We start from the raw sequence: 20,673 nt of genomic DNA, 5'->3' as shown, positions 1-20,673 counted from the left end.
ATCGTCCACGGCCGCGCCGCGCAGTGATCGTCCACGGCCGGTAGCGCCTTCACCCACGCCGCCCACCCGATCGCCGTACTAGGTACGCGCGCCGCCGTTCACGCAGGTGAAGATCGCCGTGCCCGGAAGGTGGCGGCCGCGAAGCGGGCTCCAGCCGCCCCATGTGCGGTCGTGGCCGGAGGGCCACTCAGGCTCCGCCAGCGACGTGAGCGTCAGGCCCGACGCCACGATGAGCCCCACCCAGTCGCCGAGCGTGCGGTGGTGCTCGACGTAGGAGGGCTCGCCCTGCTCGTCCACCTCGGCGTAGGGCGCGCGGTCGAAGTACGAGCGGTCGGCGGTCAGCCCGCGCGGACCCGGATCGTCGGGGAACGCCCAGCGGATCGGATGGCTGACGGAGAAGACGAACCGTCCCCCCGGCCGCAGCACCCTGCGGATCTCCGCGAGCACGGTCTGGGCGTCCGCGACGAACGGCAGCGCCCCGTAGGCGGAACAGGCCAGGTCGAACGAGCCGTCGGCGAAGGGCACCCGCCCGGCGTCCGCCTGGACGACGGGCAGCCGCGTGCCGAGCTCGTCGTCGATGCGCCGTGAGTGCTGGAGCTGGCGGTAGGACAGATCGAACGCGGCCACGTCGGCGCCCTGCCCGGCGAGCCACCGGCCGCACTGCCCGGCCCCGCACCCGACCTCCAGCACCCGCCTGCCGCGCACGTCGCCGAGCAGGCGGGCGTCGGCCTCGTCGAGCCCTTCGGGGCACCAGATGAAGCCCGCGTCCCGCAGGAACCCGCCGTGCTCGGCCTGGTAGTCGTCGGCCGCCGAGTCCCACCACCGGCGATTGGCCCGTACGGTCGGGGCGTCGGCCACCGCACGCCGGGCGAACCCCGCGGAACCTGACATCACCGCATCTTGCCGCGGGGCATGCGCGCGCCCTTCGGCATCGGGCCCTTCGGCACGGCGATCGACTGCGGCAGGGCGCGGAGCCGGTAGTTGACCTCCGAGACCGCCTGCTTCTTGAGGTTGCGGGGAAGCTTCATCAGGTGGCGCTGGAGCTTCTTGAGGGGCACCTGGCCCTCGCCGTCGCCGCACTGGACGTCGTACACCGGGACGTCGATGGCGACCCGCTGCACGCGCTTCTTCTCGGCCACGAGCATCTTCTGCACCCGGGCGCCCGGGCCCTCGGACACAAGGACGATGCCGGGATAGCCCACGGCCCTGTGCACGACGTCCTGGTCACGGGTGGCCGCCACGACGGGGGTCACCTGCCAGTTGCCGCGCATGCTCTGCAGGATCGCCGCCGCGGCGCCGGGCTGCCCGCCGAGCATGGAGTACTGCGCGCGCTGGGCGAGCTGCCCGAAGACCACCATGCCCAGCGTCAGCGCGACCATGAACCCAAGGATGATGAGCTGCCACACCAGGCCGGTCACGAGCCCGAGGACGACGAAAACGGCCAGCGTGGCGATGGCCGTCGCGAAGACGATCGGCATCCCCTTCGGGTTGGCCTTGTTGATGATCTGCGCGATCATCCGGATCTGCTTGATGCGCCCCGGGCGCGCTGGGTCTGCGGGCTTGTTCGCCATGGTTGAAGGATACAAATGCGAGGGTGAAGAAAGGAAAACGTGACCTGAAGCCGGTCAGATCGCGACCATGATGGTGGCGGCCAGTCGCCGGTCGGCCACGCTGCGTCCGACCTCTGCGACGTACTCGCCCGGGACCGTGCGCCAGCCCGCTTCCGTCCACTCCTGGAAGGCCCGTTCGGGGATGGTCACCGTGGTGACGACCGTCGTGCCCGGCTCGGCCGGGACCACCTCGAACCCGGCCAGCCACCGCGAGGGCGCCTCCCCGTCCGGGCCGTCGTGCCCGGAGGCCGCGCGCGACAGGTAGACCTGTACGACCTCCCGGCCCGCCCGGTCGCCGGTGTTGGTCACCGCCACCGTCACCGAGGCGCCGCGGGTCTCCCTGGTGGCCGCGATGCTGTCGTAGGTCCAGGTGGTGTACCCCAGCCCGTGCCCGAACCAGAAGGCCGGGGCGCGGCCCGCGCTCTCCCACGCCCGGTAGCCGACCAGTACGCCCTCGTCGTAGCGGATCTCGCCGTCCACGGGGGTGAGGTCGAGGACCGGGACGTCCTCCATGCGCGAGGGCCAGGTGGTGGGCAGCCGCCCGCCCGGCTCGGCGTCGCCGAACAGCACGTCGGCGAGCGCGTCCCCGGCCTCCTGACCCGGAAACCAGGTGAGCAGGACGGCCGCGACCTGGTCGAGCCAGGGCATCTCCACCGGTGAGCCGGCGTTGACGACCACGATCGTGCGCGGGTTCGCGGCGGCGACGCGGGCGATCAGCTCGTCCTGCCGGCCGGGAAGGGCGAGGCTCGTGCGGTCGAACCCCTCGCTCTCCACCTCCGTGGTCGTGGCCGCGACCACCACCGCCACATCGGCCCCCGCGGCGATGCCCGCCGCCTCGGCGATGAGCGTCTCGTGGTCGGGGCAGGGGTCGGCGTGGCCGAGGGCGAAGGCGATGAAGCCCATGCCTTTCAGCGCCGAGGTCGCGTGGCGTACCGACAGTTCGACCGGCACCCCTTCGGCGAGGGCGACGACGATCCTGCGTTCGGGGGGCGACAGGAAGGCCGACGCGTGGTCGCCGTCCGGAGGGCTGATCGTCTCGTCCAGCACGGGGTGGCCGTCCACGGCCAGCGTGAACGCGCCCGCCCCCGAGATGGAGAGCTGGTGCGGACCGGAGATCTCGGGGGTGAAGGTGGTGAGCATTTCCACGGCGGCCAGGCGGGGGCCGTCGACGTCGCGGGGCAACTCGCCGATCCACCGGGCCTCGGTGGTCCGGAGCGGGTGCTCGGCCAGCGTCTCGCCGCCGGCGTCCATGAAGCGCGCCCGGCTCGGCGTGCGCAGCGGCGCCAGCCGCAGCCGCGGGTCGGTCCCGACCGCGAAGCGCACGTCGAGCCCCTCGCGGCGGCGCAGGCCGTGAAGAGGGGAGACGATCTCGTCGGGGAAGACCTGCGCGCTGCCGCCTCCCATGACCCTGGCCGCGGCCGCGGCCGATCCGATCAGCGCGACGCTGCGGACACCGCGGAACGGCAGCAGCCCGCCCTCGTTGCGGAGCAGCGTGAACGAACGCGCGGCCACTTCACGGGCCAGGGCGCGGCCGTCGATGGGGCCGGGCGGTGGCTGGGGAGGCGTGTCGCCGAGGGCGCCGACCCGCTCGGCCAGCCGGAGCACGCGGCGGACCTTGTCGTCCACGACCCGCTCGGGCACTCGCCCCTGCTGGACGGCCTCGACCAGCTTGTCGCCCCATGGGCCGTACGGGCCGGGCATGACCACGTCGAGCCCGCCCAGCGCGGCCGCGTCGGTGGAGCGCGTGGCGGTCCAGTCGGAGACGACGAACCCGTCGAACCCCCACTCGTCCTTCAGCACGCCGCCCAGCAGGTCACCGTGCTCGGTCATGGTGGTGCCGTTGGTGGCGTTGTAGGCGGCCATGACGCCCCACGCCCCGGCCTCGACCACCCGCTCGAACGGCGCCAGGTAGACCTCGCGCAGTGCCCTGTCGCCGACGACGACGTTCACGGTGAACCGCTCGGTCTCGAAGTCGTTGGCGACGAAGTGCTTGGGGGTGGTGCCGACGCCGCCCTCCTGCACCCCCTGGACGTACGCCGCGCCGATCTCGCCCGTGAGGCGGGGGTCCTCGGAGAAGCACTCGAAGTGGCGGCCGGCGAGCGGGCTGCGGTGGATGTTGATCGTCGGGGCGAGCAGTACGTGGACGCCCTTGCGCCGGGCCTCCTGGGCCAGCAGGCGCCCGGCCCGCCGGACCAGCTCGATGTCCCAGGTGGCCGCCAGCGCGGTCGGGCTCGGCAGCGCGATCGACGGGTCGGCCGGCGACCACTGCTCGCCGCGCACCCCGATCGGGCCGTCGCTCATCACCAGGCGCCGCAGGCCGATCTCGGGCAGCGCGGGCAGCGACCACATGTCGGCGCCGCTGAGCAGCCGGACCTTCGAGGGAAGGTCGAGCATGCCGATGAGTTCCTCGATGTCCACGACGCTCCTGGATAGGGGAGGGAGCGGGGCCGCCGAGGCCGGCCTCGGCGGACGCGCCAGGGCCGGCGGTGAGGCGGCGGGTCAGGTGGTCTGCCGCGCCTCGACGGCCTGCCGGTAGAGCCGGCCGGCGCGGTAGGAGGACCGGACGAGCGGGCCGGACATGACCCCGGCGAAGCCGATCTCCTCGGCCTCCTCCTGGAGCTCGAAGAACTCCTCGGGCTTGACCCAGCGGTCGACGGGGTGGTGCCGCAGCGTCGGGCGCAGGTATTGCGTGATGGTCAGCAGGTCGCACCCGGCGTCGAACAGGTCGATCATCGCCTGGCTGATCTCCTCGCGCCGCTCGCCCATGCCGAGGATGAGGTTGGACTTGGTGACCAGCCCCGCCTCGCGCCCCATGGTGATGACCTCGAGCGAGCGCTCGTAACGGAAGGCGGGGCGGATGCTCTTGAAGATGCGCGGCACGGTCTCGATGTTGTGCGCGAACACCTCGGGACGGCTGGAGAACACCTCTTCGAGCTGGTCGCGGTGGCCGTTGAAGTCGGGGACCAGCAGCTCGACGCCGCATCCGGGCACCTGCGCGTGGATCTGCCGCGCGGTCTCGGCGTACAGCCAGGCGCCGCCGTCGGGCAGGTCGTCGCGGGCGACACCGGTGACGGTGGCGTAGCGCAGGCCCATCTGGACGACGGACTCGGCGACCCGGCGTGGCTCGTCCCTGTCGTAGGCGGCGGGCTTGCCCGTGTCGATCTGGCAGAAGTCGCATCGCCGCGTGCACTGGTCGCCGCCGATGAGGAAGGTGGCCTCGCGGTCCTCCCAGCACTCGGAGATGTTGGGACAGCCGGCCTCCTGGCACACCGTGTGCAGGCCCTGGTCCTTCACGAGCGATTTGATCTCGTTGAAGTTCGGCCCGTTCTTGAGCCGGGTCTTGATCCACGGGGGCTTGCGCTCGATGGGGGTCTGGCTGTTGCGCACCTCCAGGCGGAGGAGCTTTCGGCCTTCAGGAGCAACGGTCACGCGTCAAAGCTTACGTCTCCGCGCCCGCTGACCCCGACGCAGGGATCCTCCTCGCATCGGCCGCTCAGATGCGGCCCGACAGCAGGTCCTCTTCCTGGACGTCGAGGCCTTCCACGCCGAGCGCCTCGGCCAGCCGCTTCTCGGCGAAGGGAAGGACCTCGTCGACCGTGATGCGCCGCCCGGTCTCGGCGGACAATGAGCTCACTCCCGCGTCGCGGACGCCGCAGGGGATGATGCGGTTGAACCAGCTCGGGTCGTTGGCGCAGTTGAGCGCGTAGCCGTGCATCGTCACCCCCCGGGCCACCCGGATGCCGATCGCACCCAGCTTGCGGTCGGGAAGGCCGCTCGCCGGGTCGCCCGCGACCCAGACGCCGCTGCGGCCGGCGACGCGGCCCGCCACCACGCCGAAGTCGGCGCACACGTGGATGAGCGACTCCTCCAGCAGGCGGACATAGGCGATCACGTCGAGCGTCTCTGTCAGCTTGACGATGGGATAGCCGACGAGCTGACCGGGACCGTGCCAAGTGATCTTGCCACCCCGGTCGACGTCGATGACGGGGGTGCCGTCGACGGGCCGCTCCTCGGGGCGTGTGCGCTTGCCGGCGGTGTAGACCGGGGCGTGCTCCAGCATGAGGCACGTGTCGGGGATCGCGTCGGCGACCCGGCGGGCGTGGACCTCGCGCTGAAGCTCCCACGCCTGCTCGTAGGGAACGTCGACCCCGAGCCGGACGAGCGCGAGCCTGTCAGCCCCGCTCTCCGTGGTGCTTTGGTGCTTGGCGCGCTCACTCACGGAGGTCAGCCTAACGCGAGGTCACGTGGTCAGCAGGCGAGGCTCGATCCTGAACTCCTTCACGCCCCCGTCGTCGTCCCGTTCGATCTTGTAGGCGTACCCGGCGGGGTCCACCGTGACGGCCTGGATGAACTCCTGCCCGACGTAGTGCAGGGCCACGCCCTCGTCGGCGGCGTAGCCCTCCGGAAGCTCGCCGGAGGCGATCGACTCGTGCAGCAGGGCCCGGCGCTGGGGGTCGGAGTTGTAGTGGACGCCGCAGGAGTAGGGCAGCATGCCGAGGCCCTCCGCCCATGGCCGCAAGGTCGGGCCGAACGAGTCGGTGTTGCCGCCGACGTGCCAGCACAACGCTCCGGCGCTCTGACCCGACAGCACCACACCGGCACGCCACGCCTCCTTGAACGCCTCGTCGAGCCCGTGCAGCCGCCACAGGGCCGCCAGGTTGGCCACGCTGCCACCGCTGACGTAGATGACGTCCTGCTCGAGCATCCACTCCTGCGGGTCGTCGACATTGGGCATCGGGAAGACGGTGAGGTGGGTCACCTCGACGTCCCACGTGCGGAAGGCTCCGTACATCTTCAGCAGCCAGTCGGCGTCGTCACCGGTCGCGGTGGCGAGCAGGCCGAGTTTGGGGCGATCTTGACCGGTCAGGTCGAGTGCGTAGCGGAGCAGGCCTGAGGGCTCCAGGAACCCATAACGGGGAGTGGGGCGGAAAGAACCGCCACCGATGGCGAGAATGTGGGACTGGCCGAGCCTGCTCATGATCTCTCCTGCCTCTTCTGGGGGTGAACACGGCTCGCCCCCGGGCCGCAGGGCCGAGTCGTGGCATCTCTACCATGTCACCGGAACGGCCACCTAGAGTAGGGCGGCCAGTGCCTGATCGAGGCGCGGATGCTTGAACCGGTATCCCATCTCCAGCAGGCGGCTGGGCAGCACACGCTGGCCGATGAGCACCCCCTCGTCCGCCAGGCCGCCGACCCCGGCGCGCAGGGCGAAGCCGGGCACCGCGATGGGCATGGTCGGGCGCCGCAGCGCACGGCCCAGAGCCTTGGTGAACTCCGCGTTGGTGACCGGCGTGGGAGCCGTCAGGTTCACCGGGCCCGACACATCCGGCTCGGCCAGGATGTGGGCCACCGCCCCGAGCCAGTCGGGCATGGAGATCCACGAGGTGTACTGCCTGCCGGACCCCAGGGGGGCTCCGATGCCCAGCCTGAACACCGGCAGCATCTTCCCCAGGAAACCGCCCTTGTCGGTCAGGACGTGGCCGGTGCGCATCCGCACGACGCGGACGCCGGCCGCCTCGGCGGGGGCGACCTCGGCCTCCCAGGCCCGGCACAGGTCGGCGAGCCACTGCCCGGGCTCGGCCGCGGCGCCCTGGCCGCGCGGCCGTACGGGAGGCTCGGAGGACTCGTCGACCGGATGCTCGCCGGTGTCCCCGTAGACGCCGATGGCGGACCCGGACAGCAGGACGCCTGGTTTGCGCTCCAGCCCGGCGATCGTGGTCGCCAGGATGCGGGTGCCCCGCACCCGGCTGTCGACGAGCTCCCGCCTGCGGTCGTCGGTCCAGCGCTTGTCGGCGATGCCCGCCCCGGCGAGGTGGACGACGGCCTCGGCCCCCTCCAGGACCGAGGGGTCGAGGACGCCCTCCTGTGGATCCCAGAAGGCCTCGTCCGGCTCGGCCGGAGTGCGGCGCACGAGTCTGACGACAGGACGGCCCTCGTCGCGCAGGGCGCGCACGAGGGCCGAACCGATGAGTCCGGAAGAGCCGGTGACGACGACTGCCATGTGATCACCCTACGTCGGCGACCCCTCGGCTACCCGTCAGCCCTGCCTCGCTCCCGCGGGGCAGGGCTGACGGCCGGCGGTGTCAGCCCAGGCCGAGCTGGTTCTCGAACCGGCCCTCCTCCAGGCGGCGCTTGACCGTCGTCAGGAAGCGGGCGGCGTCGGCGCCGTCGACCAGGCGGTGGTCGTAGGTCAGCGCGAGGTACACCATCGAGCGCACCGCGATGACCTCGCCGTCGGGCGTGTCGAGCACCACGGGGCGCTTGACGACCGCTCCGGTGCCGAGGATCGCGACCTGCGGCTGGTTGATGATCGGCGTGTCGAACAGCGCGCCGCGGCTACCGGTGTTGGTCAGCGTGAACGTGCCGCCGGACAGCTCGTCGGGGCTGACCTTGTTCGTGCGGGTGCGCTCGGCCAGATCGGCGATCTTGCGGGCGAGACCGGCGATGTTGAGGTCACCGGCGTCCTTGATCACCGCGGAGGCGAGGCCGCGCTCGGCGTCGACGGCGAAGGCCAGGTGCTCGTGGTCGAAGTACGTGACCTCGTTGGTCTCGCTGTTGATCACCGCGTTCAGCTTCGGGTGCTGCTTGAGCGCCTCCACCGTCGCGACCGCGAAGAACGGCATGAAGCTGAGCTTCACGCCCTCGCGGCGCTGGAAGTCGGCCTTGGCACGGTCGCGGAGCCGGGCGATCTTGGTGACGTCGACCTCGACGACCGAGGTGAGCTGCGCCGACGACTGCAGCGACTCCATCGTGCGCTTGGCGATGGTCTGCCGCATGCGCGACATCTTCTCGGTGCGGCCGCGCAGCGTGGTGTCGGCCTGGACCGGCTCGGGAGCCGGCGCGGCGGCCTGGGCGGGAGCGGCCTGAGCGGCCGGGGCGGACGGCGCCGCCTGGGACTCCGCGGCCTGGGCCTGCGCCGCCTGCTCGCGCTGGATGCGCGCGGCCTCGAGCACGTCCTGCTTGCGGATGCGCCCGCCGACGCCGGTGCCGCTCAGCGCGTCGAGGTCGACGCCGTGCTCACCCGCGAGCTTGCGGACCAGCGGCGTGACATACGGGCTGTCACCGCTGGGGGCCGCCGGCGCGATCGGCGACGGCGCCGCGGTGGCGGCCGGAGCCTGCTGCTGGGCCTGCTGCTGGGGCTGCGGGCGCGCCTGCTGCGGGGCCGGAGCGGGCGGCTGCGGGATAGAGGAGGCCGGGGCGGGAGCCTTGGCCTGCTCGGGCTCGGCCTTGGCCTGCTCGGGCTCGGGCTGCGGCTCGGGCTCAGGCTCGGGCTCGGGCTCAGGCTCGGCCTGGGCTTCGGGCTCGGCCTGCGCCGGAGCGGCGGACCCGCCCGAGGAGCCGTCCTGGTCGATGACGGCCAGTTCGGCGCCGACCTCCACCGTTTCGTCCTCGGCAACGACGATCTTGGTGAGAACGCCGGCGGACGGGGAGGGGATCTCGGTGTCGACCTTGTCGGTCGATACTTCGAGCAAAGGCTCGTCGGTCTCGACCTGGTCCCCTTCCTTCTTCAACCAGCGGGTGACGGTGCCCTCGGTCACGCTCTCGCCGAGCTGGGGCATGGTTACGGAAACCGGCATGGTGTCTTCTCTCGCGTTTCCTGTGAGGGCTTAGTTGTGTACGTGCAGGGGCTTGCCGGCCAGGGCGAGCATCGCCTCGCCGACAGCCTCGGACTGGGTCGGGTGCGCGTGGACGAGCTGGGCCACCTCGGAGGGCAGGGCCTCCCAGTTGTAGATCAGCTGACCCTCGGTGACGAGCTCTCCCATGCGCTTGCCGACCATGTGGACCCCGAGCACCGGGCCGTCCTTCGCTGCGATGATCTTGACGGCGCCCTGTGTGCCCAGGATCTGGCTCTTGGGGTTGCCGCCGAGGTCGTAGACCAGCTCGGTGATCTCGTAACCCCGCTCCTTGGCGGTGGCGGAGGTGATGCCCACCGAGGCGACCTCGGGGTCGGAGTAGGTGATGCGGGGCACCCCGGCGTAGTCGATCGGCACCGGGTTGAGGCCCGCGATGTGCTCGGCGACGAGGATGCCCTCGGCGAAGCCGGCGTGCGCCAGCTGGAGGGTCGGGATCAGGTCGCCGACCGCGTAGACACCGGGCACATTGGTCTGGCAGAACTCGTCGACGACGACGGCCCCGCGCTCGATCGCGATGCCGGCCTCCTCGAAGCCCATGCCGGAGGCGACGGCGCCGCGGCCCACGGCCACCAGGAGCAGCTCGGCGTCGAAGGTCTTGCCGCCCTCCAGCGTCACGACCACACCGGTGTCGGTGGTCTTGACGCTCTCAAAGCGGGTGCCCAGCTCGTACTTGATGCCCCGGCGGCGGAAGGCGCGCTCCAGGAGCTTGGAGCTGGACTCCTCCTCGAGCGGGAGCAGGTGGGGCAGGGCCTCGATGATCGTGACCTCGGAGCCGAACGACTTCCAGACGGACGCGAACTCGACGCCGATGACGCCGCCCCCGAGAACGATCACCGAGGCCGGGACGCGGTCGAGCTTCAGGGCGTGGTCGCTGGTGATGACCCGCTCGCCGTCGATGTCGAGACCGGGGAGCGACTTGGGCACCGATCCGGTGGCCAGCACGATGTTGTGGCCCTCGACGGCCTGGTCGCCGACGGTGACGCGGTTCGGCCCGGCCAGCCGGCCCTCACCCTCGATGATCGTGACGCCTCTGCTCTTGAGGAGGCCCTGGACGCCCTTCCAGGCGCGGGTCACGATCTTGTCCTTGAAGGCGTGGACACCGGTCATCTCGATGCCCTCGAAGCGGGCCTTGACGCCGACGCCACCGGCCTCGCGCGTCTCGTCGGCGACCTCCGCGGCGTGCAGGAGAGCCTTGGTGGGGATGCATCCCCGGTGCAGGCACGTGCCGCCGATCTTGTCCTTCTCGATCAGCGCGACGGACTTGCCTAGCTCGGCCGCCCGCAGGGCGCAGGCGTAGCCACCGCTACCGCCGCCCAGGACAACGATGTCAAAGGGGCCGCTGCCATCAGCCACTGGAAAGCTCCTTGTCGGATCGGTGGGCCCTCATGGCCGCGGCATGGCCGCTTTCACGGCGTGCCCGGCCTGCCCAACAGCATCTTTTCACTTGTCTCGCGTGTATGTGACGCGCTTGGCGGCGGGTTCGCGCCGTCGTTCGCGTCCTTGGCTCATCATGCCTCGCGGCCCGCCTGATAGCGCTCGGCCAGCGCGATCAGGGTGCGGGTGAGCATGCCGGTGCCGCCCTTGGGGGTGTACCCGTGCGGCGCCTCCTTGTTGAAGGCCGGCCCCGCGATGTCGACGTGCGCCCAGCGCACGCCCTCGGGGACGAACTCGCGCAGGAAGAGGCCGGCGGCGAGCATGCTGCCTGAGCGCTCGGGGTTGAGGTTCGCGATGTCGGCGATCGGGGAGTCGAGACCCTTGCGGAGCTCCTCGGGCAGCGGCATGCCCCAGGCGGCCTCGCCCTGTGCCACGGCCACCTCGACGACCTCGTCGCGCAGGTCGTCGTCGGAGGACATGACACCGCAGGTGCGCCACCCGAGCGCGACGATCTGCCCGCCGGTGAGGGTGGCGACGTCGACGATGAGGTCGGGGTCGTCCTCGCCCGCGCGGGCGATGCCGTCGGCGAGCACCAACCGGCCCTCGGCGTCGGTGTCGAGCACCTCCACGGTCTTGCCGGCGTAGGTGGTGAGCACGTCGGATGGGCGCTGGGCGGTGCCGCTCGGCATGTTCTCGGCCAGGCACAGGTAACCGACGGCGTTGACCCGGAGACCCAGCTTGGCGATGGCCAGCAGAGCGCCGAAGACGGCGCCGGCGCCGCCCATGTCGGACTTCATCCAGGCCATGGACGCGGACGGCTTGAGCGAAAGGCCGCCGGAGTCGAAGGTGATGCCCTTGCCGACGAACGCCAAGGTCGTGCCGGCCTCGGGGTGGGTGTAGCCGAGGCGCACGAGCCGGGGCGGGTTGACGGAGCCCTGGCCGACTCCGACGATGCCGCCGTAGCCGCCCTCCTTGAGCGCCACCTCGTCGAGGACCTCGACCGACAGGCCGGCCTTGGTGCCGTTCTCCTCGGCGATCTCCGCGAAGCGGGCGGGCGCGAGGTCGGACGGCGGGGTGTTCACCAGGTCGCGCACCAGCGCCACGGACTCGGCCAGCGTCGCGGCCCGGCTCACGGTTGCCTCGGCGCCGGACGCGCCGCTCAGCACGACGATCTCGGCCACCGGCGCCTTCACCTCGCCGACGGTGCGGTACTTGGTGAAGTCGTAGGCGCCCAGCAGGGCGCCCAGCGCCACGGCCTCGGCCTGCTCCGCCGTCGTGGCGGGCAGCGAGAGCGCGGCGCGGGCGGTGCCGGCCAGCGAGCGGGTGGCGACCCCGGCCGCGCGGCGCAGGACCTCGAGGTCGTAGGCGCCGGCCTCCTCGGGGGCGTCTCCAAGGCCCACGGCGACGACCAACGGCGCGGGTACGGCACCGAAGGTCGGGATCTTCGCGATCTCTCCTGCGTGCCCGGAGAAGCCGAGCGCGCCGAGCGTCGCGGCGAGCCCGCCGGTGAGTGCGGAGTTCACGGCCTCCGCGCCCGATGCGGGGCGAAGGCCGTCGGGCGAGGTATTGATGCCGACTACGAGGGCGTCGGTCTCCACCGATCCCGAGTCAGAGGCGTTAAGTCGCACTGTCGTCACGTAGGCCGATGCTAGCCGTGCTTGCCGCGTACGCATAAACGAGGGTTCGTCCTACGAATCCCTTACCTGGGTGAACGCCGCACGGGGGCGGGTCCGTCTTTCGGGAATGGTGTCAATGGTGCCTCGCACATCCCCTGATCTCCCGCCGGCGGTGGGACGTCACGGTGACGCGGCGCACACGAGCAGGGCGGTGGCGGCGGCGACCTCGGTCAGCGCGCCCAGCACGTCCCCGGTGATCCCGCCGAGCCGCCGCACGGCGTGCGCTCGAAGGGCCCAGGCGGCGCCGAGGCCCGCGGCGAGCGCCAGGGGATAGGTGACGGGCCCGCCCCACAGGAATCCAAGGACCAGGGCCACGACGGCGGCGGCCGCCGTGACGATGGCGGCGGTCCTCTGGTGTACGGTTCCGGCGACCATGGCGCCGAGGCCGCCCGGGCGGGCCGCGGGCACGCCCTCCACGCAGGCCCACGTCACGGCCAGCCGTCCGGTGACGCATGCCAGGACCAGGGCCGCCGGCCCCGCCTCGGCGGCCGCGGCGGCCTGCGCCAGCAACGTGAGGACGAGCGTGATCACACCGAAGGGCCCGATGTCGGAGCGCTTCATGATGTCCAGCGCCTGTTCGGCCGGCCGGCCGCTGCCGAGGCCGTCCGCCAGGTCGGCGAGTCCGTCCAGGTGCAGCCCCCGGGTCAGCACCGCCAGCGACCCGAGCCCCAGGGCCGCCGCGAGCAGGGGGGAGACCAGCAGCCCGGTGGCCGCCATGACCGCGGCCGCGGCCACGCCGAGGAGCAGGCCGACGAGCGGCGCCAGCGTCATGGCCCATCCGGCGGTCACGCGGTCGGCGCGGGGCACGCCGGCGGGCCAGATGCTCAGCGTGCCGACGGCCAGGCGCAACCCCGCGGCGACCGGCTCTTCCGGGGCGTCTGATGCGGGCATGTCACATCGTTCCTCAGGGGGTAGGGAAGGTCCGGACTCGTTCGAAAGGCCGGTGGGCGCGGGCCGCCATGAGTACGTCATACCTCCTGCGGCGGGCGTAAGGGCGTCAGACCGGCAGCGGGGCGACGCGTCCGGGGACCCTCGCGACGGGCCCGGGGGTGTCAGACCGGCAGCGGGGCGACGCGTCCGGGGACCCTCGCGACGGGCCCGGGGGGTGTCAGACCGGCAGCGGGACGACGCGTCCGGCGACGACGAGGACGGCCTCTTCGGACTCCGCGGCGAGACGCTGGTTGAGCCGGCCGAGGGCGTCGCGGAACACGCGCCCGCTCGCGGTCGCCGGCACCACGCTCAGCCCGACCTCGTCGCTGACCGCCACCACCTGGGCCCGCGTCTGCCGCCAGGCCGCGACCAAGTCGTCGCAGCGCGCCGCGACCGCGTCCAGTGCGGTGCCGAACCGGCCGGGCTTGCGTCCTCGCGGGCGGTCGTGGGCCGGATCTCCCCACGCCCCGCACCCGTCGAACACCCCCGCCAGCCACGTGCCGATGCCGTCGACGAGCAGCGGCCCGGTCTCGGACCGGAGCAGCGCCTCCAGCTCGGTGGTCTCGATGGTGGTCCAGTACGGCGGGCGCCGCCGCTGGTGGGCGCGGACCCGGGCCAGCCAGTCCGCGTCCCTCCTGCCGGTGGGGCCGGTCGCGACGTAGGTGACGTCCGGCTCGGCGATCAGCCGCATCTCCGCCTCGGTCGACTTGCCCGAGCGGGCGCCGCCGAGGACGAGGAGCCGTTTGGGAGCGAGGGCGCGCGCCGGCGCCGGCCGGCGCGTGTCGAGGATCGTGCCGTCGTCGACGGCCTGGGCTCCCCAGTACTCCAGACGCCTGTTGAGCTCCGCCTCGGAGGGGAGGCGGTGGTCGAGGTGGATCGCCACCACGTGCGTCCGCGCGGTGACCAGGCCACGACGGCGCAGGTCCCCCAGGCGCTGGGGATGGTCGAGCAGGTCGATGAGCACCAGGTCGTAGGCCTCCTCCGCCCAGCTCGGCGAGGGTGAGCCGCCCGTCTGCGCCGGTGAGACGGCGTGCAGGACCCGGCCGCGATCAGGGCCGCTGACCGCGTAGCCGTCGGGCGTGACGGTCATCCGGTATCCCTTGGGCAGCGAGGCCGGGGGCTCCAGCGGCAGCCCGGCGGGCGGCGAGAGCCGTACCACGTCGTCCAGCACCACCGAGGTGGGCAACCGGTGGCCGGGGGACAGGCGGGCGCACGAAGCGCAGCCGCACGCGGGCTCGGGCCACCCGTACGGGCCGGCCGTGCCCGAAAGAAGGACTTTCACCACGCCCTGACCGGAAGGAGGGCTTCGGCCGCCGTCGCGAGTCCGGGTCCGGCGGCGAGCGCCGGCAGACGGAACGTGGGCGGCATGAGATGGCCTCCATCCTGGGTCGGTCTCGCGGTCGGGCGGGCCGGGGTGGGTTCTCCTGGCCCGGCTGGCCTGTCCCGACGCACTCGCGGCAAGATCTGCGGCAGACTCCAGGAGATAGGGTCTGCTCAGCCTGTCGAGGGCACTGGGCAAACCCCACGAAAAGGAGCGTATGGCATGACTTGGCGCTGGCGTTATGAAAATGCTAATGGTGGTGAGGTTACGGACGGCCCGCTTCCGCGCGAGATCTTCCCAAGTCAGGCCGATGCGGAGTCATGGCTCGGAGAAAACTGGCGATCGCTGCTGAGTTCCGGGATCGAGCAGGTCGCGCTGCTGGAAGACGACAGGGTCGAGTACGCCGGGATGTCGCTACGGGGCGAGTGACTCCGGGGTCCCTGGTCTTTTCTGGTGCCCCTGTGACTGATGGTGTCAAATGACAGAAAAGGCAAGGGACCCTGGACGTCATTTCGGCCGTGCCTTTAATGGCCCAGATGATTGATTGCTAGGGCCGCGTCGCCGGGCTCTGGGTCTTGGCGGGGTCACGCTCGACGATCGTGCCCAGCACCTCGTCGATCTTGGTCATGACGCCGGCCTCGAGCTTGACGCCGGATGCCTTGACGTTGTCGCGCACCTGCTCGGGCCGGGTGGCGCCGACGATGGCCGACGAGACGTTCGGGTTCTGCAGCACCCACGCCACCGCGAGCTGGGCCATGGTCAGCCCGAGGTCGGCCGCGATGGGCTTGAGCTCCTGCACCCGCGTGAGCACGTCGTCGTCGAGCATGCGGGAGATGAAGCCCGACCCGGTGGGGTCGGTGGCCCGGGATCCGGCGGGCGGAGCCTGGCCGGGCAGGTACTTGCCGGTGAGGACGCCCTGCGCGATCGGGGACCACACGATCTGCCCGATCCCCTCCTTCTCACACAGGGGCACGACCTCGGACTCGATGACGCGCCACAACATGGAGTACTGGGGCTGGTTGGACACCAGCCGCTCCAGCCCCATCTCCCCGGCGATCTTGAGGGCGTCGGCGATCTGCGAGGCGCTCCACTCGCTGACGCCGATGTAGAGCACCTTGCCCTGGCGCACGAGGTCGTCGAAGGTCTTCAGCGTCTCTTCGAGCGGCGTCTCGTAGTCGTACCGGTGGGCCTGGTAGAGGTCGACGTAGTCGGTCTGCAGGCGGCGCAGCGAGCCGTTGATGCTCTCGGTGATGTGCTTGCGCGACAGGCCGCGGTCGTTCTCCCCGGTGCCGGTCGGCCAATAGACCTTCGTGAATATCTCCAGGGATTCGCGGCGCACCCCCTTCAGAGCGCGGCCGAGAACCTCCTCGGCTCTCGTTCCGGCGTAGACGTCGGCGGTGTCGAAGGTGGTGATCCCCTCGTCGAGCGCCGCCCGTACGCACTCCTTGGCGGCGTCCTCCTCGACCTGGGAACCATGGGTGATCCAGTTGCCGTAGCTGATCTCACTGACCTTCAGACCGCTGCGGCCAAGATGGCGAAAATGCATGCGAACGACATTAGTCGCCGCCTGTCGGTGATCTGATTCGGGATAGTCTGCCCGGCGTGCTGCGGCTGATCCGTTCGAGAGTTGTACGGCTGGCGCTCGCGGTGACCGCCGTGGGCGCGGTCATCGGGGCCGCCGTGTGGACCTGGCGGGCACTGTCGCGCCGTGGCGGCCCGCCGATCCGCGAGGGGTCGCCACCGGCGGCGGAACCGGGGCCGCCCGAGCCCGTCGCCGGCCACGCCCCGGCCGAGGCCCCCTCACCCCCGGCGGCGCCGGAGGGCGAGACCGCCGTTGGGCGAATCGGGGTGCGGACGATCCGCCGGTGGGCCTACCCGGCCGCCGGCCTGTGTGTCCTGGCGGCCGGTGGCGCGGCTCTCGGGAACGCGCTGCTCACCGGCCCGCGGAACTCATCGGCGGAGCCGGCCTCCCGGCCCTCCGTCGTGGCGGTCGTCGTCGCCCCGTCGCGTGACGCATCACGGGAGCGGGCGCCCGGCACGCGGCGGAATTCCACCTGCCGTCCCGCGCGGGGCGCCGTCGCCGCACCGGCGGAGGACCCGCGGGTGACCAAGGCGGTCGATCGCCAGTGGCGGCGGATCGAGAGATGGCTCAGGACCCACGCGCCGGTGACGTATGGCGAGCTGCGCCCTCCCGCGACGGTGCGGACGATCGCGATCGCCGAGTCCCAGATGGGGGTCCGCTTCCCCGGCAGCCTGCGCGCGTCGCTGCTCCGCCACGACGGGTCGCGTTCGGCCGGCTCGGGACTGCTGGGCCGCAGGGCTCTGAGTGTGCGCGAGATACGGGACACCTGGCGGGCGTTGTGCGCGGTGGAGGCCCCTCCCGGGTGGGTGTCCCCGGTGGCGAGGTGGAGCGGGCGCATGATCCCCTTCGCCGGCGCCTTCACCGAGGGCGCGGGAGACGAGGGCGTGGTGGCCTCCCAGCACGGGAGGATCTGGCGCTTCGGCGAGCGCGGCTTTGCGCCCGGCCCCGGCTGGACGACGTACTACGCGATGCTCAGGGCCACGGCCGGCGCGCTGGAATCAGGCCATGCGGCGGGCGGCCGGCGGCCGGAGGTGTCCGGGGGCCGGCTGCGCTGGACACCGAACTGACCGGAGCGGCTCATGCGGGCCGCGCCGGTTGTGATCACCTCTTCGGCAGGACCGGCTTGCCGCCCGGAAGCAGCGTCGGCGGGGGGAAGCGCAGGCGGCGGATCTGCATCGCCCGCATGGCGGCGTAGAAGCCGACGCCCTTGAGGCTCTCGTCGGGCAGCCGCTCGGCCACTTCCTTCTTCACGCGCTGGGCCACCCACAGGGAGCTGCCGACCACCGCGACGATCATGAGCGGCCACAGGATCGTGATCGCATAGGAATACAGCAGCATTCCGGTCTGACCGCCGAACATGGGGATCGTCCACAGGACGACCAGCAAAATCAGCGAGACGGGTAGGAAATACTGACTGATCGTGCGGCGGGAGTCGACCCACTCGCGCGCGAGCTTGCGCGCCGGGCCCCTGTCGCGTGGGGGCAGATGGCGCTCCTCGCCCCTCAGCATGCCCTCGCGGGCGCGCGCCCGCTCGGCGGCCTGGCGCTCACGGGCCTGCTTGTAGGCCTCTTTGCGGTTGGTGGGGGCGGTCACCGGCGAACGGCGGCGGCCTTGCGCCTCTCGGCGCTTGGGGGTAGGGCGGCCCTTTCCCATGCTTTTCGCCTGCGTCTGTGAAGACGAGGAGGGGGAATCATCCACGGGGGCCTCAGTACGACGTCGGAACACGACGTCAGCCTACCGGGGCGGCAACTTAATGACGCCCTCGTGCGTTATGCGTAGGGTGGACCTAGGCGACTTTGCCGCGATAATCGGGGGCTGACGATCAGTGGGCAGCCTAGGGAGTTGCGAGTGAGCGCGAAGGAGCACCGATGCCAGCGCAGCGAGCAGACGGCCGGCGAGCGTCGCAGCGAGCGGGAGCATAGGCACAGCACTACCTAAGAAGGGGACGGCCAACGCGCATGAGCGTGATGAAGAGACTTTCCTTGATCTTCAAGTCCAAGGCCAACAAGGCTTTGGACAAGATGGAAGATCCGCGCGAGACCCTCGATTATTCCTATCAGAGGCAGCTGGAGCTTCTGCAGAAGGTCCGTCGAGGCGTGGCCGATGTCGCCACCTCGCGCAAGCGGGTGGAGCTGCAGATCAACCAGATCGAGCAGCAGTCGACCCGCCTTGAGGACCAGGGCCGCAAGGCTCTCAGTGTGGGACGTGAGGACCTCGCCCGCGAGGCGCTCAGCCGGCGGTCCTCGTTGCAGAACCAGATCGCCGACCTGCGCACCCAGCACAACAACTTGCAGGGCGAGGAAGAGAAGCTCACCCTCGCCAGCCAGCGCCTGCAGGCCAAGGTCGACTCCTTCCGCCACAAGAAGGAGACCATCAAGGCCACCTACACCGCGGCCGAGGCGCAGACGCGCATCAACGAGGCCTTCTCCGGCATCTCCGAGGAGATGGGCGACGTGGGTCTGGCGATCCAGCGCGCCGAGGACAAGACCGCGCAGATGCAGGCGCGCGCGGGCGCGATCGACGAGCTGCTGGCGAGCGGTGCTCTCGACGACTACAGCGGCTCGCGTCCCGACGACATCCAGGCCGAGCTCGACCGCATGGGCGGCGGCAGCGATGTCGAGCTGGAGCTCGCCCGCATGAAGGCCGAGCTGGGCCAGGGCCCGGCGCCGCGCGACGCGATCGAGGCCGGCCAGCCGGGGCAGCAGCAGGCTCCGCAGCAGCAGCCGCAGTCGCAGCCGACGCAGCAGTACCGTCAGCCGGGGGAGGGCCTGTGATCATTCGCATCATGGGTGAGGGCCAGGTCGAGATCGCCGAGGGCGACATCGACGTGCTCAACACCCTCGACAGCGAGCTTGAGGCCGCGATCGAGACCGACGACGAGGCCCAGTTCCGCTCGAAGCTCCACGCGTTGCTCGACAAGGTGCGCCAGATCGGCAAACCCCTTCCCGACGACGCTCTGGAGCCTTCCGAGCTGATTTTGCCGCCGGCCGACGCTTCTATCGACGAAGTCAGAGGCATGCTTGGCGATTCGGGCCTTATACCAGGCTAGTTTGGGTATATGACTCAAACCCGGTACGCCCCCGACCGGGGACTTGCTGTGCGCATGGTCGTGACCATGTTCCTGCTCGGCCTGCTCTATGTCGCCTTCGTGGGCGTCCTGATCGCCATGGGCGTCCAGGCGGTCGTGGTGCTCGTGCTCGCCGGGGGCCTCCTGCTGGTGCAGTACTTCTTCTCGGACAAGATCGCGCTGTTCGCGATGCACGGTCGGGAGGTGTCCCCGCAGGAGGCACCGGAGCTGCACGGCCTGGTCGACCGGCTGAGCGCGCTCGCCGGCTCTCCGAAGCCCCGGGTGGCGATCGCCGACAGCGACGTGCCCAACGCGTTCGCCACCGGCCGCAACCAGAAGAAGTCCGTGGTCTGCGTGACCACCGGCCTGATGCGGCGGCTTGACCCCCTGGAGCTGGAAGGCGTCGTCGCCCACGAGATGTCCCACGTGGCCCACCGTGACGTCGCCGTGATGACCATCGCCTCCTTCCTCGGCATCGTCGCCGGGCTGATGACCCGCTTCGCGCTCTACTCCGGGCTCGGGCGTGACCGGGGCAACAACAACGGCCCGCCGATCGGGCTCATCATCATGCTGGTCTCGATGGTGGTCTACGCGATCAGCTTCCTGCTCACCCGGGCGCTGTCGCGCTACCGCGAGCTGTCGGCCGACCGGGCCGGCGCCCTGCTCACCCAGCGGCCCTCCGCGCTGGCGAGCGCCCTGGTCAAGGTGACCGGCGAGATGTCCCGCATCCCCACCCGCGACCTGCGCGAGGCGCAGCCGTTCAACGCGTTCTTCTTCGCCCCCGCGCTCTCCGGCGGCCGCGCCGGTGCGAGCGTCGCCACCCTGTTCGCCACCCACCCGCCGCTGGAGCGCCGGCTGGAGCAGCTCAACCTGATCGCCGCCCAGCTCGGCCGGGGAGTCTGAGCCGGTGGGCTGGCTAGACGCACTCCTTGGCCGCAGCAAGCCCGCCAGGCCGAACCTCGACGCGCTGTTCGCGCTGCCGTCGGCGGCGGTGACGCTCCAGGCGGCGACCGGAGCCACCCCGACGGGGCTCGGCTCGGTCTGCTTCCGGGCCGCCGAGGGAGGCGCCTTCGCCACGCTGCAGCAGGACATCCAGGCGCTGCTCGGCGACGCCGAGATCGAGCTGTCGCAGGATTCGTACGGGTACACGTGGCTGGTCGTCCGCAGGCCGCCCGACGACCTCAGCACCCTGGTCACCGACCTGCACGGCGTCAACTCCTCGCTGGAGGGAGCGGGCTTCGGGCCCTCCCTGCTGTGCTCACTGGTGACCTTCAAGGACCCGTCGGACCGTCCTTTGGCGATCGTCTACCTCTACAAGCAGGGCACGTTCTATCCCTTCGCCCCGGTCGCCGGGCAGCGCCGGGACAACCCGCTGGAGCTTCAGGCCCGCGGGGCCCTCACCGGCGAGCTGCGGATCGAGCCGGACCTGTCGCGCTGGTTCCCCCTGTGGGGCGCTCCGGGCCTCTGAGCCGCGAGTCA

General features: G+C 71.4%; 20 protein-coding genes. 6 read left to right on the top strand and 14 right to left on the bottom strand.

Annotation, left to right across the window (positions count from 1 at the left end):
* Positions 1-78: 78 nt before the first annotated feature.
* The 12 genes from ABD810_RS39020 to ABD810_RS38965 all read right to left on the bottom strand — a co-directional run bounded on the left by ABD810_RS39020 (position 79) and on the right by ABD810_RS38965 (position 14,506).
* Complete coding sequence (locus ABD810_RS39020) at positions 79-891, bottom strand: class I SAM-dependent methyltransferase (protein WP_344952987.1); 813 nt, start codon at positions 889-891, stop codon at positions 79-81.
* A complete protein-coding gene (locus ABD810_RS39015) occupies positions 891-1,571 on the bottom strand; it encodes a DUF4191 domain-containing protein (protein ID WP_425567046.1) in 681 nt (226 codons plus the stop codon). Before ABD810_RS39015 ends, ABD810_RS39020 begins: the two co-directional genes overlap by 1 nt.
* 54 nt (positions 1,572-1,625) lie before the next feature.
* A complete protein-coding gene (locus ABD810_RS39010; protein WP_344952983.1) occupies positions 1,626-4,028 on the bottom strand; it encodes a beta-glucosidase family protein in 2,403 nt (800 codons plus the stop codon).
* 81 nt (positions 4,029-4,109) lie between these two features.
* Positions 4,110-5,039, bottom strand: coding sequence for a lipoyl synthase (lipA, locus tag ABD810_RS39005; RefSeq protein ID WP_344952981.1), 930 nt, complete (start codon positions 5,037-5,039; stop codon positions 4,110-4,112).
* A 64-nt stretch (positions 5,040-5,103) separates the two neighbouring features.
* Entirely contained in the window at positions 5,104-5,829 is a 726-nt protein-coding gene (gene lipB / locus ABD810_RS39000; protein ID WP_344952979.1) for a lipoyl(octanoyl) transferase LipB, read from the bottom strand.
* Positions 5,830-5,850: 21 nt separating this feature from the next.
* Positions 5,851-6,588, bottom strand: coding sequence for a Type 1 glutamine amidotransferase-like domain-containing protein (locus ABD810_RS38995; RefSeq protein WP_344952977.1), 738 nt, complete (start codon positions 6,586-6,588; stop codon positions 5,851-5,853).
* Between the two features lie 93 nt (positions 6,589-6,681).
* Complete coding sequence (locus ABD810_RS38990; RefSeq protein WP_344952975.1) at positions 6,682-7,611, bottom strand: TIGR01777 family oxidoreductase; 930 nt, start codon at positions 7,609-7,611, stop codon at positions 6,682-6,684.
* 82 nt (positions 7,612-7,693) lie between these two features.
* On the bottom strand, positions 7,694-9,187 hold the full coding sequence (gene sucB / locus ABD810_RS38985) for a 2-oxoglutarate dehydrogenase, E2 component, dihydrolipoamide succinyltransferase (RefSeq protein ID WP_344952973.1): 1,494 nt from the start codon (positions 9,185-9,187) through the stop codon (positions 7,694-7,696).
* A gap of 30 nt (positions 9,188-9,217) precedes the next feature.
* Entirely contained in the window at positions 9,218-10,597 is a 1,380-nt protein-coding gene (gene lpdA, locus ABD810_RS38980; RefSeq protein ID WP_344952971.1) for a dihydrolipoyl dehydrogenase, read from the bottom strand.
* 155 nt (positions 10,598-10,752) lie between these two features.
* On the bottom strand, positions 10,753-12,291 hold the full coding sequence (locus ABD810_RS38975; protein WP_344952969.1) for a leucyl aminopeptidase: 1,539 nt from the start codon (positions 12,289-12,291) through the stop codon (positions 10,753-10,755).
* A 123-nt stretch (positions 12,292-12,414) separates the two neighbouring features.
* Complete coding sequence (locus tag ABD810_RS38970; protein WP_344952967.1) at positions 12,415-13,185, bottom strand: adenosylcobinamide-GDP ribazoletransferase; 771 nt, start codon at positions 13,183-13,185, stop codon at positions 12,415-12,417.
* 217 nt (positions 13,186-13,402) lie between these two features.
* Positions 13,403-14,506, bottom strand: a complete 1,104-nt coding sequence (locus ABD810_RS38965; protein ID WP_344952965.1) for a bifunctional adenosylcobinamide kinase/adenosylcobinamide-phosphate guanylyltransferase — start codon at positions 14,504-14,506, stop codon at positions 13,403-13,405.
* Between the two features lie 261 nt (positions 14,507-14,767).
* Between ABD810_RS38965 and ABD810_RS38960 the strand changes: the two genes are divergently transcribed.
* Positions 14,768-14,974 (top strand): hypothetical protein, encoded by a 207-nt coding sequence (locus ABD810_RS38960; RefSeq protein ID WP_344952963.1) that lies wholly within the window; start codon positions 14,768-14,770, stop codon positions 14,972-14,974.
* Between the two features lie 118 nt (positions 14,975-15,092).
* Here ABD810_RS38960 and ABD810_RS38955 read toward each other — a convergent pair whose 3' ends face one another.
* Positions 15,093-16,091, bottom strand: coding sequence for an aldo/keto reductase family protein (locus ABD810_RS38955; RefSeq protein ID WP_344952961.1), 999 nt, complete (start codon positions 16,089-16,091; stop codon positions 15,093-15,095).
* A gap of 56 nt (positions 16,092-16,147) precedes the next feature.
* Between ABD810_RS38955 and ABD810_RS38950 the strand changes: the two genes are divergently transcribed.
* A complete protein-coding gene (locus tag ABD810_RS38950; RefSeq protein WP_344952959.1) occupies positions 16,148-17,194 on the top strand; it encodes an SMI1/KNR4 family protein in 1,047 nt (348 codons plus the stop codon).
* A gap of 34 nt (positions 17,195-17,228) precedes the next feature.
* On the opposite strand, the gene ABD810_RS38945 is transcribed toward ABD810_RS38950, so the two are convergent.
* Entirely contained in the window at positions 17,229-17,720 is a 492-nt protein-coding gene (locus ABD810_RS38945) for a DUF3043 domain-containing protein (RefSeq protein WP_425567045.1), read from the bottom strand.
* A gap of 365 nt (positions 17,721-18,085) precedes the next feature.
* Between ABD810_RS38945 and ABD810_RS38940 the strand changes: the two genes are divergently transcribed.
* From ABD810_RS38940 to pspAB, 4 genes are read left to right on the top strand one after another with little or no spacing between them, the layout of a single operon-like run.
* Entirely contained in the window at positions 18,086-18,901 is an 816-nt protein-coding gene (locus tag ABD810_RS38940; protein ID WP_344952955.1) for a PspA/IM30 family protein, read from the top strand.
* Positions 18,898-19,176: a PspA-associated protein PspAA gene (gene pspAA / locus ABD810_RS38935; protein WP_344952953.1), complete on the top strand. Its 279-nt coding sequence runs from the start codon at positions 18,898-18,900 to the stop codon at positions 19,174-19,176. The genes ABD810_RS38940 and pspAA overlap by 4 nt, the downstream gene beginning before the upstream one ends.
* 9 nt (positions 19,177-19,185) lie before the next feature.
* Positions 19,186-20,097: a zinc metalloprotease HtpX gene (htpX, locus tag ABD810_RS38930; RefSeq protein ID WP_344952951.1), complete on the top strand. Its 912-nt coding sequence runs from the start codon at positions 19,186-19,188 to the stop codon at positions 20,095-20,097.
* A 4-nt stretch (positions 20,098-20,101) separates the two neighbouring features.
* Positions 20,102-20,662 (top strand): PspA-associated protein PspAB, encoded by a 561-nt coding sequence (gene pspAB / locus ABD810_RS38925; protein WP_344952949.1) that lies wholly within the window; start codon positions 20,102-20,104, stop codon positions 20,660-20,662.
* Positions 20,663-20,673 lie beyond the last annotated feature (11 nt).

The sequence above is a fragment of the Sphaerisporangium flaviroseum genome, from assembly GCF_039537005.1.
Classification (GTDB): Bacteria; Actinomycetota; Actinomycetes; order Streptosporangiales; family Streptosporangiaceae; genus Sphaerisporangium; species Sphaerisporangium flaviroseum.
This window is presented reverse-complemented; position numbering and strand designations above follow the sequence as displayed.